Source organism: Cellulophaga geojensis KL-A, from assembly GCF_000568425.1.
Taxonomy (GTDB): Bacteria; Bacteroidota; Bacteroidia; order Flavobacteriales; family Flavobacteriaceae; genus Cellulophaga; species Cellulophaga lytica.
Genome location: NZ_ARZX01000005.1, coordinates 163,556 through 178,386, shown reverse-complemented (window position 1 = coordinate 178,386; position 14,831 = coordinate 163,556). Strand labels below are relative to the sequence as shown.

Below are 14,831 nucleotides of genomic sequence, written 5' to 3'. Positions count from 1 at the left end.
AAATGAACGGAGATTTAAAATATCAATACGCAAGATTAAATATTGCTGAAAAATTAATAGCTATTAATGTTGTTATTTTTCTACTTAATTTAATATTGGTTAATCTTTTTAGATTGCCCAACATTGTAAACTGGTTTAATTTGCCAGAAAATATTGGTGATTTTATTCTGCAACCTTGGTCTATAGTAACTTATTCATTTTTTCATAGTGGTTTTGGTCATATTTTTTGGAATATGCTAATGCTATACTTTTTTGGAAGAACATTTTTAAATTTATTTGATGCTAAAAAGTTTTTAAATGTATACTTTTTAGGCGTAATAGTAGGCGGGTTTCTGTTTATGATAGGCTATAATACAATACCTGCTTTGCTAAATCAGAATGGAGTATTAATAGGTGCTTCTGCAGGTGTAACTGCAATTTTAATTTATGTATGTACTTATTTGCCAAACCAAACTGTACGTTTACTAATTATAGATTTAAAATTATGGCATTTAGGTGTTATTATTGTTGTTTTAGATTTGTTAAGGTTGTCTAATGGGCAAAATGTAGGAGGTATGCTGAGTCACTTAGGTGGTGCAGCATTAGGTTATTTTTACGCCAAGCAACTTATGAATGGCAAAGATATAGGAGCTGGTTTTGGTAGGTTTATGGATAGCATAGCAAATTTATTTAGGAAAGATAAAAAAGCGCCTATGAAAACGGTTTATAAAAGCGCAAAACCTAAGTCTACAACTATTGGCTCTACCACAGCTAACGTTGACCGTAAAAAAGCAGATAAACAGCGTAAAATTGATGCTATTTTAGATAAAATTAGCAAATCTGGATACGAGAGTTTATCTAAAGAAGAAAAAGATTTTTTATTTATAGCAGGTAAAGAGGACTAGTGAAAAAGCAATCTTTTTTTAACAGATTTGTGTTTGTTCTCAATTATTTGTTTGCATTACTGCTTTGTATCTCTTATTTAGCACCATATGTTTCGGTCAAAATTCTTCCATTTTTATCAGTTTTTAGTTTGTCATTGCCTTTGTTGGTCTTGGTAAATATTCTTTTTTGCTTGTATTGGCTATTGGCTAAAAATAAAAGAATTTTACTTTCTGCACTTGTACTTTTTTTAGGCTATTTTTTAGTAGATTCATTTATAAAATTTAATTTTTCTACAGAAAAGAATAATGAAACTAGTTTAACTGTAATGACTTACAATACTAGAGGATTTAATAAATATGAATGGTCTAGTGATAAGGCTTTGGGAGATAAAATTATTGACTTTGTACTGAAAGAAGACCCAGACATTATTTGTATACAAGAGTTTAGTAGGGTTCGCTACCACCAATTGAAGCACAGGTATAAATACAATTATGTTGCACCCGGATTTTATGTAAATAAAGTAAACCAAGCTATATATTCTAAATACCCAATACTAAACACAGGTGAGTTGCCATTTAAGCTTACAAACAACATTGCTAGTTTTGCAGATATAGCTTATAAGAACGATACAATAAGGGTTTATAATTTGCACTTAGAGTCTTTAAAGGTTGTGCCAGATATGGAGACAATTTCTAATGAAGAGTCTTCTAAATTATACGGTAGAATTACAAAGTCTTTTAAAAAGCAGCAAGACCAAGCCAAAATTGTACAAGAGCATATAAAGGGAAACCCATATAAAACTATTGTTTGCGGAGATTTTAATAACAATCAATACTCTAATGTGTACAGAACAATTAAGGGAGATTTATTAGATACTTTTAATGAAAAAGGATCTGCTTATGGCAGAACTTATAACTTTAAATATTACCCAGTTCGTATAGATTTTATTTTGGCGAGCAAAGAGTTTGAAGTTATCGCACATAAAAATTATGATAATAAATTATCAGACCATTTTCCTGTAATGGCTAGTTTTAATTTAAGAATTAATAAATAAGCAGTCTACAAAATCTGCAAGCATATGTAGTAATAATGCTATGCCAAAAATTCTTGTTTTCTTAAAAAATAATAAAGAAATATATATACCCATTGCCCAATAAGTATGTAATGGATGAAAGTTAATGCTGCATCTATTGGCTTCAAAAATAGGTGTGGCAAGTAAGTGGTCTAAATCTATTAAAATAGCAGCTAAAAGTATTATAATAGCCCTTAAGCGTTGCTCTTTGTAAAAGAAATAACCAATTACAATAGGCGCTATAAAATGTATACCATAATGTAAGCAGAATCTAAGCATTTTTAAATGCTATATTATGGTTTTGTAAATAGGTCAATGCATTTGTTCCTTCATTAAACAATAAATCTAATATGCTACAGTTTTCTATAAAACCATTACGATCATTAAATACCTGAAAATAATTTTCTTGCTTAAAGTCTATTTTATTTTTAGATGATATTAAAAAGCGCCCATCTATATAGTCTTTAGGTTCTTTTTCAAAAGTAGTAGTTTTCTCTTGTGGCATATCAATTTGCAAACAATCACAAATTAGAGCAGTGGTTTCTAAATTTAGATCTAGTAAAAAGTTATGTTTTTTTTCATAAAACGGAGCAATTTCGTCTTCATAAAACTCAAAAAAAGCAGATGTTCTGTAGGCTGTTTCTAAGGTTCTCCAATGTTGTCTTTGCCAAGCATAATCATTTTCTACCCTTACATCTTTGTATTTTTGCTTGCCTTTATCTTTGCCAACGTGTTTTATAGGTATGTTTAGCATATGTTTGCCTACATCTGCAGAAATATAAGACCTATTTCTAAAGGTTTGTTTTTGGTAATTATCATTTACTTCCCAACATACATTGTTGTTTGCTATAGCAACAAAATTTGCAATATTTAAAAAATATCCAGGATGAAGTAAAACAGACATTATATTTATATGTTAAAGCAATTAAAGGTGAGTACATAAGTAAATCTACATCTTCACCTTTGGTAATTTTTATTTAGTGTGTTGTTAACTGGTTTTCTTTTTCTTTTTTCTAAAATAGTCAAAAGCAAAATACGCTACTAATATTAGTAAAAAGTACTTTAAATAAGAAACTGGGTCTCCAGAGCCACCAACAGTGGTAAAAAAACGGTTCCAACGAGGTTTCCAGTTTGCAAAACCATCATTAATACCATCTATACTCATCCAAATAAATACCGGTTTACCTACAATATGGTTTTCTGGCACAAAGCCCCAGTATCTACTATCTTCAGATTGGTGTCTGTTATCACCCATCATCCAAAAATAATCTTGTTTAAAAGTATACTTATCTGCTACACTACCGTTTATAGTGATTTGGTTGCCAGCTTGTGCAAGAGTATTGCCTTCATACTCTGTTATTATTTTTTTGTAAAGCGGCAAGTTTTTAGCGTTCAAGTTAATTGTAGCACCAGCTTTAGGAATGTAAATAGGGCCTAAGTTATCTTCTGTTCCTGCTAAATTAGCATTTTGTGGAAATATTTTTGTTGATGGCTTTTTAAAGCTAAATTTAGTAACACTTTCTACAGCTGTTAATTTCTGAATCTTTTTAGCTTCTGCCTCAGTAAGGTTAAAAAGGTTCATATTTCTTACGTCTTCAGCTTTTAAATAGTTTTTTATTTTATCACTTGCAAAACTTCCTGTGTAATAGACATAAGCAGAATCTTGTTTAATTTCATCTAAACTTGTGCCTTTTTCCATTAGTTCTGGCACATTGTTTTTTTGTAAAACCTCTTTAGGTATGCGTATGGTATAGCCAGTAAAGTTTTTTCTGCCTAAAGCGTTAAGTACATTGTTGTCTAATGCATTTTTGGTAGTTACTACATGAAAAAACATCGGTTTAGCTCTATCTGGCAAAATTGTTTTTTCTCCGTTAATATGTACATAACCATCTACAACAGAGATAGTGTCGCCTGGTACGCCAACGCAACGTTTAACGTAGTTAGATTTTTTGTCTATTGGTTTTCTTACTCCCTTTTCTTTTACAAAAAATTGCCTTACTGTATCTGCTGGCCAGCTAAAAACAACAATATCATTTCTTTTTATCTTTTGAAAACCGGGTAATCTAAAATATGGTAATTGTGGTTTGTTTAAGTATGATTTTAATCCTACAATTGGTAATGTATCATGTACCATAGGAGCGGCAACTGTAGTCATAGGTGTGCGTGCCCCGTAATGAAACTTACTTACAAACAGAAAATCGCCAACTAAAAGCGTTTTTTCTAATGAAGATGTAGGGATTACGTATGGTTGTATAAAATAAGTGTGTACAAAAGTTGCAGCAACAATAGCAAACACAATAGAGCTTACCCATTCTCCCAATCCTGTAGTAGGGTGTAGGCTTCTGTCTTCTATGTATTTAACATCTAATGCGTAGTTTACGTAATAAATGTAAAACCCAAGTGTTAGTATCACCAACCAAGTATCTATTAAGCTATTTTTACCATAACTTCTTATGGTTTCAACCCATATAACAGGAAACATTAAAAGGTTAATTATAGGTATAAATAGAAGAATAACCCACCATTTTGGTCTTCTAATAATTTGCATTAAAACAATAGCATTGTATACTGGTACTGCAGCTTCCCAAGCTTTTCTGCCTGCTTTTACATATAATTTCCAAGTTCCTAAAAAGTGTATTACTTGTATAATTAGGATAAAAATGATCCACTGAGTTATATTCATTTTTTTATTTTATGGTTTAAAACCTATTGTTGTTTTAAAAGTTAATATTTAAAACTAAATTATTTTTTGCAAAACCGTAAACTTACGGTCGATTTTTAACTTTTAATTAAGCTCCAGAACATCTTTCATAGAAAAAACACCAGTTTTATCTACAATCCACTCAGCAGCTATAACAGCGCCAAGAGCAAAACCTTCTCTGTTGTGTGCAGTATGTGTAATATCTATACTATCTACTTTACTGTTGTAGCTTACAGTGTGTGTACCTGGTACTTCAGGTATTCTTTTTGCTACAATAGGTATATGATTTTCATCAGCGTTATTAAGTTGCCAGCCTTTGTATTTAGAGTGTTCTAATACGCCCTCAGCAAGTGTAATTGCCGTTCCGCTAGGGGCATCTAATTTTTTTGTGTGATGAATTTCTTCCATAGTAACATTGTACTGCTCTAAAGACTTCATCATTTTAGCTAAGTAGCTATTTAATTCAAAAAAGATATTAACGCCTAAGCTAAAGTTAGATGCATAAATAAAAGCACCTTGCTTTTGCTTGCATAACGTAACAGCTTCATCATACCTGTTTAACCAACCAGTAGTACCAGATATAATAGGAGTGTTATTGTTTATACATTTTTCAATATTGCCAAAAGCAGCATCTGGTAAGCTAAAGTCTATAGCAACATCTATATTAGAAAAGTCTATTTCTGTAGTGTCTGCATCAATTTTAGCAACAATAGTATGGTTTCTATTAATGGCTATTTGTTCTATCATTTTCCCCATTCTTCCGTAACCGAACAAAGCTATATTCATACTTAAAATTTTATTTGTAGAGCAAAACCATAATTAGGATCTGCTGTAATAGTGTTGTATTCTAAATAAGGTTTAATGTTAAAGCTAAGGTTGTCATCAACATTAAACTGTCTTAAATGTGCTTTTACATTGGCTTCAATAATATTTAAAGCATAAAGTCCAATTGTAATTAGTAGTGATAAATCTCTGTCTTCTTGGTAGCGTTCTTGTGCTCTTTGTAAATCATCATCATCTAACCTTGGGTTTCCTGGGTCAATTTCTTGCCCATTAAAGGCATAAAACTCATCATCCATAAAACCAGCTTTTCTTCTTTTAAAAGCATCCCTGGTTCTGTTGTATTGCTTGTTATTAAAACTGTATGCATATACACCAGTACCTATTGCAGCGTAGACCAAAGGAACTTTCCAAACGTCTCCGTTGTAAACTTGTCCTAAACCTGGTAATATGGCAGAATAAAAAGCTGCTTTACTTGGTTCTAAAGGGTCTATTCTTTGATTTTTAATTACAAAAGCTTCATCTACAAGTACACCTTTACCTTTTAAATCTTGCGCAATAGAATCTTTCTCTTGCTTAGGTTTTTCAAGATCTTGAGACCAACCTAAAGCAACAAAAAAACTAAAAAATAGTATAGTAGTTAGGTTTTTAAGCACCAGTAATTAATTTTTTTAATCGATCAAAATCCTCTGCAGAAGTAAACGAAATTGTAATTTTTCCTTTTCCTTTTTCTGTAGCAGTTACGGCTACTTTGGTGGCTAAATGTTTTTCTATTTTAGCAGAGCCTTCTTTTACAAAATCTGGAGATTTAGTAGTTTTTTTTGCAGTAGGTTTTGCAGACTTACCACCTTCTTGGTGTTCTTTTACAGCTTTTTCAGTTTCTCTTACAGATAAATTATTGGCTACAATTTTCTCGTACAAATCTATCTGATCAGATTTTTTCTCAACATTTATTAATGCTCTACCGTGGCCCATACTAACAAAACCATCTCTAATTCCGGTTTGTATAATAGGATCTAATTTTAAAAGACGTAAATAGTTTGTTATGGTAGATCTTTTTTTACCAACACGCTCACTCATTTTTTCTTGAGTAAGTTGTATTTCGTCTATTAATCTTTGGTAGGATAATGCTATTTCTATAGGATCTAAGTCTTGCCTTTGGATATTTTCTACCAAAGCCATTTCTAAGGATTCTTGGTCGTTAGCAATTCTTATGTATGCAGGTATTGTTTCTAAACCAAGTAGTTTAGAAGCTCTAAATCTACGTTCACCAGAAACAAGTTGGTACTTGTTAAATTCTAATTTACGTACAGTAATAGGCTGTATAACACCTAGTTCTTTTATAGATGTAGAAAGTTCTACTAAAGCTTCTTCATTAAAATGAGATCTTGGCTGAAAAGGGTTAACTTCTATTAAATCTAAATCTAATTCAATTATATTGCCAACAACCTTGTCTGCATTTTTATCATCAGCAGAATTAATATCATTTTCAGGATCTTTAAGTAAGGCAGATAAACCTCTACCAAGAGCCTGTTTTTTTGTTGCTTTCGCCATTATACTTTCTCCTTATTTTTTTTCATTATTTCGTTTGCCAAATTTAAGTAATTGGCAGCACCTTTACTACTGGCATCATACTTAATAATGCTTTCACCGTAACTAGGAGCTTCACTTAATCTAACATTTCTTTGTATAATAGTATCAAAAACCATTTCGGAGAAATGTTTTTTAACTTCTTCTACTACTTGGTTAGATAATCTTAATCTAGAGTCAAACATTGTAAGTAGTAAACCTTCAATATCTAATTCTGGATTATGAATTTTTTGCACACTTTTAATAGTATTTAACAATTTACCAAGTCCTTCTAATGCAAAATACTCACATTGTATTGGAATTACAACAGAGTCAGACGCTGTTAGTGCATTTAGCGTTAAAAGTCCTAAGGAAGGAGCACAATCTATAAGAATATAGTCGTACTTATCTTTAAGTTCACCAATTGCTTTGCGCATCATATACTCCCGTTGTTCCTTGTCTACTAATTCTATCTCAATTGCAACTAAGTCAATATGAGACGGAATTAAATCTACATTAGGAGATGTGGTAGGCATAATTGTTTCAGAAGCAGATTTGGTGTGCTCTAACAATTCATACGTACCAACTTCAACACTTTCAACATCTATACCTAAGCCAGAAGTTGCGTTTGCTTGGGGATCTGCATCTATTAGCAGTACTTTTTTCTCTAGTACGCCTAAAGAAGCTGCAAGATTAACAGAGGTGGTTGTTTTTCCAACTCCACCTTTTTGGTTAGCTATGGCTATTATTTTGCCCATTGTCATAGTAAGTTTAGTGAGGCTAAAAATACACTTTTTTACGACTATATAAAACCGAAGTTGTTAATAGTTTGTAAATAAAAAGCAGCTATACGCAGCTGTTTTTGTTTTTATAGCGCCAAAATTACGGTTAAATATTAATTTTTTAACTCATTTTCAGCGCATTTTATTTTAACACAAGGGCAAAAATTTATGCCATTAAAATTTCTAAAATTTGAATAGCTGCATCACTAATTTTTGTTCCAGGTCCAAAAACAGCAACAGCTCCTGCGTCAAACAAAAACTGGTAATCTTGTTTAGGCACTACACCACCAACAATTACCATTATATCTTCTCTGCCGTGTTTTTTAAGTTCTTTAATAACTGCAGGTACAAGAGTTTTATGACCAGCAGCTAATGAAGAAACACCTAATATATGTACATCATTTTCTACGGCTTGTTTGGCAGCTTCTTCTGGTGTTTGGAAAAGTGGACCTATATCTACATCAAAACCTAAGTCTGCGTAACCAGTAGCAACTACTTTTGCACCACGGTCATGACCATCTTGTCCCATTTTAGCAACCATAATTCTTGGTCTTCTTCCTTCGGTTTCAGCAAAAGCATCTGCCATTGCTAAAGCTTTTTTAAAGCTTTCATCGTTTTTAATTTCTTTAGAATACACGCCTGTAAATGATTGTATTTTTGCTTTGTGTCTGCCATAAACTTTTTCTAAAGCATCACTAATTTCTCCTAATGTTGCTCTGTGTTTAGCAGCTTCTACAGCTAAAGCTAGTAAATTTTTATTAGGCTCTTTACTAGTAGTGTTATTTTTACTTTGTTGGGCAGCTTTAGTTAAATTTTCTAAAGCTTGCGTAACTAACTTAGCATTTCTGGTGCTTTTAATTTGTGAAAGTCTCTCTACTTGTTGCTTGCGTACTTGCTCATTATCTACCTCTAAAATGTGTAAATCATCTTCGTTCTCTAATTGGTATTTATTTACACCAACAATTACATCTTCATTACTATCTATACGAGCTTGTTTTTTTGCAGCGGCTTCTTCTATTCTCATTTTAGGTATACCAGCCTCTATAGCTTTGGTCATACCCCCTAATTCTTCCACCTCTTCAATTAGTGTCCAAGCTTTTTGTGCAATTTCTTCAGTAAGTTTTTCTACATAATAACTACCAGCCCAAGGATCTACCGTTTTTGTAATTTTAGTTTCTTCTTGCAAGTAAATTTGTGTGTTACGTGCAATTCTAGCCGAAAAATCTGTTGGTAGAGCAATTGCTTCATCCAAAGCATTGGTGTGTAAACTTTGCGTACCTCCAAAGGCAGCAGCGGCAGCTTCTATTGTGGTTCTGGCAACATTGTTAAATGGGTCTTGCTCTGTTAAGCTCCAACCACTAGTTTGGCAATGTGTACGTAATGCTAAAGATTTTTGATTTTTTGGGTTAAATTGCTTTACCAGTTTAGCCCATAGCATACGGCCAGCACGTAGTTTTGCAACTTCCATAAAATGGTTCATTCCTATAGCCCAAAAGAAAGATAGTCGAGGAGCAAAACTATCTATATCCATACCAGTTTTTAGTCCGGTTTTAATATATTCTAAACCATCTGCTAAGGTATAAGCAAGTTCTATATCTGCTGTTGCACCAGCCTCTTGCATATGGTAGCCAGAGATACTTATACTGTTAAATTTAGGCATAAACTGGCTAGTGTACTCAAAAATATCTGCAATAATTTGCATAGATGGTGTAGGTGGGTAAATGTATGTATTACGCACCATAAACTCTTTTAGAATATCATTTTGTATAGTACCTGCTAATTGGTCTAACGCAACACCTTGTTCTTGTGCAGCAACAATATAAAACGCTAAAATGGGCAAAACAGCACCATTCATAGTCATAGAAACCGACATTTTATCTAGCGGAATACCACCAAATAAAATTTTCATATCCTCTACAGAGTCAATGGCAACGCCAGCTTTACCAACATCTCCAACTACACGTTCGTGGTCACTATCATACCCTCTATGCGTAGGTAAATCAAAAGCAACAGATAACCCTTTTTGGCCAGCAGCTAAATTACGTCTGTAAAAAGCATTACTCTCTTCTGCAGTAGAAAAACCAGCATATTGCCTTATTGTCCATGGTCTACGCACATACATAGTAGAGTATGGGCCCCGTAAGTTTGGAGCCAAACCAGCAGCAAAGTTTAAATGTTCTACGCCTTTTAAATCTTGTTTAGTGTATGTTTTTTTTACAGGAATACCTTCTGCAGTGTTAAAAATTGAAGTATCAGATTTTTTAGCACTGTTATCTATATTTAGTTCTAAGTGTTGTAAATCTTTTCTACTCATCTTTTAATCTGTTTTGTTCTAGGCTTTCTGCCAATCTCTTTTCAATAATTGGTTCTATTAAAGTTTTACGTGCATTTGTTTTTACAAAAGGGTATAACTCTAAGTCTTCCTTAATTTTGTCTTCCTTATTTTGATATTTATTGGTGCCAACCAAAACTTCTTTTTCTGTATTAAAAAGTTCTTGTTCTTTAGCGGCACTTTCTTTTATTTTTTTCTGTATTTGATGAGATTTTAAGTTTGATAAAAACCCGCCTGTTGCTTCTACAGATTTAAAAAGTTCTAACGCTTTTTCTGCTAATTGATGCGTTAGAGACTCTATATAATATGCACCATCTGCAGGGTTGTTTACCACATCTAAATAACTTTCCTTTTTTAAAATAAGTAATTGGTTACGTGCAATACGTTCTCCAAACTCATTATCTTTATGGTAAATAGCATCATAAGCTAAGTTGTAAATTGTATTTGCACCACCCATACTTGCTGCCATACATTCTGTAGTTGTACGTAGCATATTTACATTATAATCGTACAACGTTTTATTTCGTTTACTAGGCAGAGCTAAAATAGTACAGTCTGCATTTGTGTTGTATTCTGAAGTTAGTGTTTTCCATAATAAACGTAAAGCTCTAAGTTTTGCTATTTCAAAAAAGTAGTTGCCAGATACGCTTACAGTAAATGTTATATTAGGAATGGTACTGTTTTTAAAATGATTTAAGTACTCATTTGCGTGTGCCATTGCATAAGCTAGCTGTTGTACCATTGTTGCGCCTGCATTTTGGTATGTGCTAACGTTTACACCTATAGTATTTTTAGCGCTGGTAATTGTAGCAATTTTATCTAGTTCTTGGTGATCTTTAGCAAGGTTGTAAAACCAGTTTCCAGAGCTAGCTAAATTACCAATAATATCTATATTGTAATGTACGGTTACAGATTGGTCTTTGGTAAATGCATCAATTTTGCTAATATATTCTGATGATAAAAACTGAAAGAAAAAATAAACCGTTCTGTTTTTAAGATCAATGTTTTTTAAAAGCACATCAATCTTAATACTATCATTTGGTATGGTAAAAATTAAATCTTCTGCACCTCTGTCTAATACATCTAAGGCTTTTTTGTTTGAAGCATTTTCATTTTGCACAAAAATAGCCTGACCAATATTCCAATCTGGAGTATTAATATTTGTAGTTTTTCCGTCTAAATCATCTATGTTATAAAACGGCTTAACTTTAATATCTTCTGGAGATTTCCAAACTAGTGTGTTGTTATAGTCAGCACCTTTTAAATCTACCTGAATTTTTTGTTTCCATTCCTTGGTAGTCACTTCAGAAAAATCATTAAATAATTTTGTTTTACTCATCTTCTTTAGTTTTTATGCTGTCTTGGTATTCTATTAAATAAATTTCTTCATCTTTCTTTTTAAGAAAGTATTGTTCACGAGCAAATTTCTCTAACTCTTTAGGGTCGCTTAGTTTTTCAATAATTTTTTTATCCCTTGCTATCTCATCCTTTAAGTATTCTTTTTGCTTTTCTAAACTTTCAATTTGGTTTTGCAATTCGTTGTGGATAAAGAGCGAGTTTGTATCAAAAAAAATCATCCAAATAACAAAAACGGTGAGTACTAGCACATACATATTTGTAGCTATACCAAACCATTTTTTATTTCTAAGCTTTTTAAATATCATCTAAAAGTTACACTAATTTTTCGTTTATAATGGTACGTACAATATCTATAGCAACTGTATTGTGTTTGTTGTTAGGTATAATAATATCTGCATACTCTTTACTAGGTTCTATAAACTCTGCATGCATTGGTTTAATAGTGCTTTGGTATTTTTCTAGAGTTTCATCTAAATTCCAGCCACGTTCATTAACATCTCTTTTTATACGTCTAATTAAGCGCTCATCAGAATCTGCGTGTACAAAAATCTTAATATCCATCATTTTTCTAATTTCAGGATCTGTCATAATTAAAATACCCTCTACAATTACTACTTTTCTAGGCTCTGTAGGCACAGTTTCTGCTGTTCTGTTACACTCTAAAAAAGAATATACAGGCTGTTGTATTGTATTACCTTGTCTTAATTCTTCTAAATGTTGCTTTAATAATTTAAAGTCTATAGAAAGCGGGTGGTCAAAATTTGTTTTTCTTCTTTCTTCTAATGGTAAATGAGAAAGATCATTGTAGTAAGAGTCTTGAGAAATTACGCATACTTCATCATCTGGTAATTCATTAATAATCTGGTTTACAACAGTTGTTTTTCCGCAACCAGTACCACCAGCTATCCCAATTATTAACATAAATTTAATTTTTTTTGTCAAAAATACAATTTTGCAATTATATATTTTTGATTATTACGTTTAGTATTGATTTTATTACGTTAAACGCACTTACTTTAACTTAAAATTTAATGTTGTTAGCCTGTTATTTTAAAGCAAGTAAGTTATTTTTGCAGGATGCAAAAAAACTCTTCAAAAAAACAGTTTGAATTTGTAGCCTTAATGGCATCGTTAATGTCTATTGTGGCTTTAGCAATAGATGCTTTGTTACCTGCAATTTCTTATATAGGAGAAGCTATAAATAGTGTTGACCCCACAAAAAATCAGATGTTAATTACAATGATATTTTTGGGTTTAGGTGTTGGTCAATTGTTTTTTGGACCGCTATCAGATAGTTATGGTAGAAAACCAATAGTGTATACAGGATTTACCATATTTACTGTAGCTAGTATTGTTTGCGTAAATGCAACATCTTTAGAGGTTATGATAGTTGGCCGTATTTTTCAAGGAATAGGGTTGTCTGCACCCAGAACTATTACAATTTCTATAATTAGAGATATGTACAAAGGAGATTATATGGCAAAAATAATGTCTTTTGTAACGGCCTTTTTTATTTTAGTTCCTGTTGTAGCGCCAGCGGTTGGAAAAACTGTATTAAATATGTACAATTGGCAAGCTATATTTTATGTGCAATTATTTTTTGCTTTAATTGTATCTATTTGGTTTTGGAAAAGACAAAAAGAAACGCTTAAGCCAGAATTTAAAATTCCGTTTACGTGGTCTATTTTTTTAGATGGATTAAAGGAGTTTGTAAAATATAAGGAAACTATTGCTTTTACATTAATATCTGGATTAATTACTGGAGCCTTTTTGGTTTATTTAAGTGCTGCTCAACATATTTTTGAAGATCAGTTTAACTTGGTAAATGAGTTTCCGTATATATTTGCTGGTTTGGCAGTATCTATAGGTTCTGCAACTTTTTTAAATGGTACATTGGTATTACGCTTTGGAATGCGAAGATTAATTTTTATTGCACTGAGTTTGTTTTGTGTAATAAGTATAACATATTCTATTTTATTTTGGGGTGCAGCAAACCCACCTTTACCAATTTTAATAGGCTTTTTAGCAATACAGTTTTTTTGTTTAGGGTTTATTTGGGGTAACTCTAGATCGGTAGCAATGGAGCCTATTGGGCATATTGCAGGTGTTGGTGCTGCTATAAATGGTTTTGTGTCTACTTTAATATCTATACCAATAGCAACCCTAATAGGTAGTTATGTGCATACAACAGTATTACCTTTGTTTGTAGGTTTAGCTGTTTGTGGTAGTTTATCTCTTTTTATATTTATGCTTATTAAAAAAACAAGAACAGCTGCTTTGTCTAAATAAGTTTTACTGCGGAATATATATTACACCACAACTAGAATCTTTTTTAGCACCAGTAACAGAGGCTAATGCATTTGGTTGCTCTAAATGACGCAATACTCCCATAAAAGCGAAAATTAATGCTTCTTTAAATTCTATTACAGTTTTAGATGTGGTATCTATTGTAAAACTAGTTCCTAATTTACTTTTTAAAGTATTCATTAAAAAGCCATTTAAAGCGCCGCCTCCAGTAACTAATAATGTGTTATTTTTTTTTGTAGATGCAGCCAATAAATCATTAGAAATGCTACTACATATATGCTGTATTAAAGTGTGTGAAATATTTTCTGTTGTGTCTTTAGTGTTTTCTAAAACAGGAATAATTTCTTTTTTAAACCACTCAAATCCTGTAGATTTTGGGTAAGGTAGTTTGTAGTAAGTTAGGTTATTTAAAGTATAAAATAACTCCTTATTTAAAACACCACTTTTAGCGAGTTCCCCATTTTTGTCGTAAGCTAAATTTATTTTATTGGTAATATAGTTTAAGGCCATATTAGCTATGCCTATATCATAAGCTACTCTTTTATTGTTTTGTTGAAATGATACATTGCTAATACCTCCTAGGTTAAGACAAAAATCATATTCAGAAAATAAGAGCATATCGCCAATTGGCACTAACGGAGCACCTTGTCCGCCAAGGGCAACATCATTACTTCTAAAATCACAAATAGTTTTTATGCCGCAGACATTTGCCAAATGTTGTCCAGATCCAATTTGTAAAGTAAAACCCTTTTCTGGTTTATGGTGTGTAGTATGTCCGTGACTAGCAATAAAGTCTACTTGTAAATTATAGTCTTTAATAAATAAATTTACCTGTTCCCCTAGCCAAGAGCCATAAAAGTTATGCAGATCTGTAAACTCTGGAACAGCTAAATTTATAGCATTTTTTAATTGCGCTTTAAATTGAGGCGTATAATCTACACTTTTTGTGTTTAGGATTTTAAATTCCCAATCTTTATCCTTTTTTAAAAACTGACAATACGCAAGGTCTAAACCATCTAAAGACGTGCCAGACATTAACCCTATTACGTTGTATGTATGCATAAA

General features: G+C 32.0%; 15 protein-coding genes. 3 read left to right on the top strand and 12 right to left on the bottom strand.

Annotation, left to right across the window (positions count from 1 at the left end):
- The first annotated feature begins 2 nt into the window (after positions 1–2).
- Entirely contained in the window at positions 3–884 is an 882-nt protein-coding gene (locus tag KLA_RS06200; RefSeq protein WP_034644585.1) for a rhomboid family intramembrane serine protease, read from the top strand.
- A gap of 182 nt (positions 885–1,066) precedes the next feature.
- Positions 1,067–1,918: an endonuclease/exonuclease/phosphatase family protein gene (locus KLA_RS06195; protein WP_235183523.1), complete on the top strand. Its 852-nt coding sequence runs from the start codon at positions 1,067–1,069 to the stop codon at positions 1,916–1,918.
- Here KLA_RS06195 and KLA_RS06190 read toward each other — a convergent pair.
- The 11 genes from KLA_RS06190 to udk form a co-directional block, all read right to left on the bottom strand.
- Entirely contained in the window at positions 1,901–2,215 is a 315-nt protein-coding gene (locus tag KLA_RS06190) for a DUF6122 family protein (RefSeq protein ID WP_013619836.1), read from the bottom strand. The genes KLA_RS06195 and KLA_RS06190 overlap by 18 nt on opposite strands.
- Positions 2,208–2,840: a WbqC family protein gene (locus KLA_RS06185; protein ID WP_013619835.1), complete on the bottom strand. Its 633-nt coding sequence runs from the start codon at positions 2,838–2,840 to the stop codon at positions 2,208–2,210. Before KLA_RS06185 ends, KLA_RS06190 begins: the two co-directional genes overlap by 8 nt.
- A gap of 84 nt (positions 2,841–2,924) precedes the next feature.
- A complete protein-coding gene (lepB, locus tag KLA_RS06180) occupies positions 2,925–4,619 on the bottom strand; it encodes a signal peptidase I (RefSeq protein WP_034644584.1) in 1,695 nt (564 codons plus the stop codon).
- A 102-nt stretch (positions 4,620–4,721) separates the two neighbouring features.
- Complete coding sequence (gene dapB, locus KLA_RS06175; RefSeq protein ID WP_034644583.1) at positions 4,722–5,423, bottom strand: 4-hydroxy-tetrahydrodipicolinate reductase; 702 nt, start codon at positions 5,421–5,423, stop codon at positions 4,722–4,724.
- Positions 5,424–5,425: 2 nt separating this feature from the next.
- The gene (locus KLA_RS06170; RefSeq protein ID WP_034644582.1) at positions 5,426–6,073 is read right to left on the bottom strand and encodes a DUF5683 domain-containing protein; all 648 of its coding nucleotides are present in this window, start codon (positions 6,071–6,073) and stop codon (positions 5,426–5,428) included.
- Positions 6,066–6,971 (bottom strand): ParB/RepB/Spo0J family partition protein, encoded by a 906-nt coding sequence (locus KLA_RS06165; protein WP_013619831.1) that lies wholly within the window; start codon positions 6,969–6,971, stop codon positions 6,066–6,068. Before KLA_RS06165 ends, KLA_RS06170 begins: the two co-directional genes overlap by 8 nt.
- Positions 6,971–7,744 carry a ParA family protein gene (locus KLA_RS06160; RefSeq protein WP_034644607.1) on the bottom strand — a complete coding sequence of 258 codons (774 nt, stop codon included), beginning with the start codon at positions 7,742–7,744 and terminating at the stop codon, positions 6,971–6,973. The genes KLA_RS06165 and KLA_RS06160 overlap by 1 nt, the downstream gene beginning before the upstream one ends.
- A 190-nt stretch (positions 7,745–7,934) precedes the next feature.
- Complete coding sequence (gene scpA / locus KLA_RS06155; RefSeq protein ID WP_034644581.1) at positions 7,935–10,082, bottom strand: methylmalonyl-CoA mutase; 2,148 nt, start codon at positions 10,080–10,082, stop codon at positions 7,935–7,937.
- Positions 10,075–11,439, bottom strand: coding sequence for a methylmalonyl-CoA mutase subunit beta (locus KLA_RS06150; protein ID WP_034644580.1), 1,365 nt, complete (start codon positions 11,437–11,439; stop codon positions 10,075–10,077). The genes scpA and KLA_RS06150 overlap by 8 nt, the downstream gene beginning before the upstream one ends.
- Positions 11,432–11,764 carry an FtsB family cell division protein gene (locus KLA_RS06145; RefSeq protein WP_013619827.1) on the bottom strand — a complete coding sequence of 111 codons (333 nt, stop codon included), beginning with the start codon at positions 11,762–11,764 and terminating at the stop codon, positions 11,432–11,434. The genes KLA_RS06150 and KLA_RS06145 overlap by 8 nt, the downstream gene beginning before the upstream one ends.
- Before the next feature lie 7 nt (positions 11,765–11,771).
- A complete protein-coding gene (gene udk / locus KLA_RS06140) occupies positions 11,772–12,380 on the bottom strand; it encodes a uridine kinase (protein ID WP_013619826.1) in 609 nt (202 codons plus the stop codon).
- A 126-nt stretch (positions 12,381–12,506) separates the two neighbouring features.
- Between udk and KLA_RS06135 the strand changes: the two genes are divergently transcribed.
- The gene (locus KLA_RS06135) at positions 12,507–13,748 is read left to right on the top strand and encodes a multidrug effflux MFS transporter (RefSeq protein WP_262486354.1); all 1,242 of its coding nucleotides are present in this window, start codon (positions 12,507–12,509) and stop codon (positions 13,746–13,748) included.
- 3 nt (positions 13,749–13,751) lie between these two features.
- On the opposite strand, the gene KLA_RS06130 is transcribed toward KLA_RS06135, so the two are convergent.
- Complete coding sequence (locus tag KLA_RS06130; RefSeq protein WP_034644579.1) at positions 13,752–14,828, bottom strand: anhydro-N-acetylmuramic acid kinase; 1,077 nt, start codon at positions 14,826–14,828, stop codon at positions 13,752–13,754.
- Between the last annotated feature and the right edge of the window lie 3 nt (positions 14,829–14,831).

Coding starts and splice junctions, on each gene's coding strand:
- KLA_RS06160 (WP_034644607.1), bottom strand. CDS start 7,744: ATGGGCAAAATAATAGCCATAGCTAACCAAAAAGGTGGAGTTGGAAAA.
- dapB (WP_034644583.1), bottom strand. CDS start 5,423: ATGAATATAGCTTTGTTCGGTTACGGAAGAATGGGGAAAATGATAGAA.
- lepB (WP_034644584.1), bottom strand. CDS start 4,619: ATGAATATAACTCAGTGGATCATTTTTATCCTAATTATACAAGTAATA.
- KLA_RS06200 (WP_034644585.1), top strand. CDS start 3: ATGAACGGAGATTTAAAATATCAATACGCAAGATTAAATATTGCTGAA.
- KLA_RS06185 (WP_013619835.1), bottom strand. CDS start 2,840: ATGTCTGTTTTACTTCATCCTGGATATTTTTTAAATATTGCAAATTTT.
- udk (WP_013619826.1), bottom strand. CDS start 12,380: ATGTTAATAATTGGGATAGCTGGTGGTACTGGTTGCGGAAAAACAACT.
- KLA_RS06150 (WP_034644580.1), bottom strand. CDS start 11,439: ATGAGTAAAACAAAATTATTTAATGATTTTTCTGAAGTGACTACCAAG.
- KLA_RS06190 (WP_013619836.1), bottom strand. CDS start 2,215: ATGCTTAGATTCTGCTTACATTATGGTATACATTTTATAGCGCCTATT.
- KLA_RS06165 (WP_013619831.1), bottom strand. CDS start 6,971: ATGGCGAAAGCAACAAAAAAACAGGCTCTTGGTAGAGGTTTATCTGCC.
- KLA_RS06130 (WP_034644579.1), bottom strand. CDS start 14,828: ATGCATACATACAACGTAATAGGGTTAATGTCTGGCACGTCTTTAGAT.
- KLA_RS06145 (WP_013619827.1), bottom strand. CDS start 11,764: ATGATATTTAAAAAGCTTAGAAATAAAAAATGGTTTGGTATAGCTACA.
- scpA (WP_034644581.1), bottom strand. CDS start 10,082: ATGAGTAGAAAAGATTTACAACACTTAGAACTAAATATAGATAACAGT.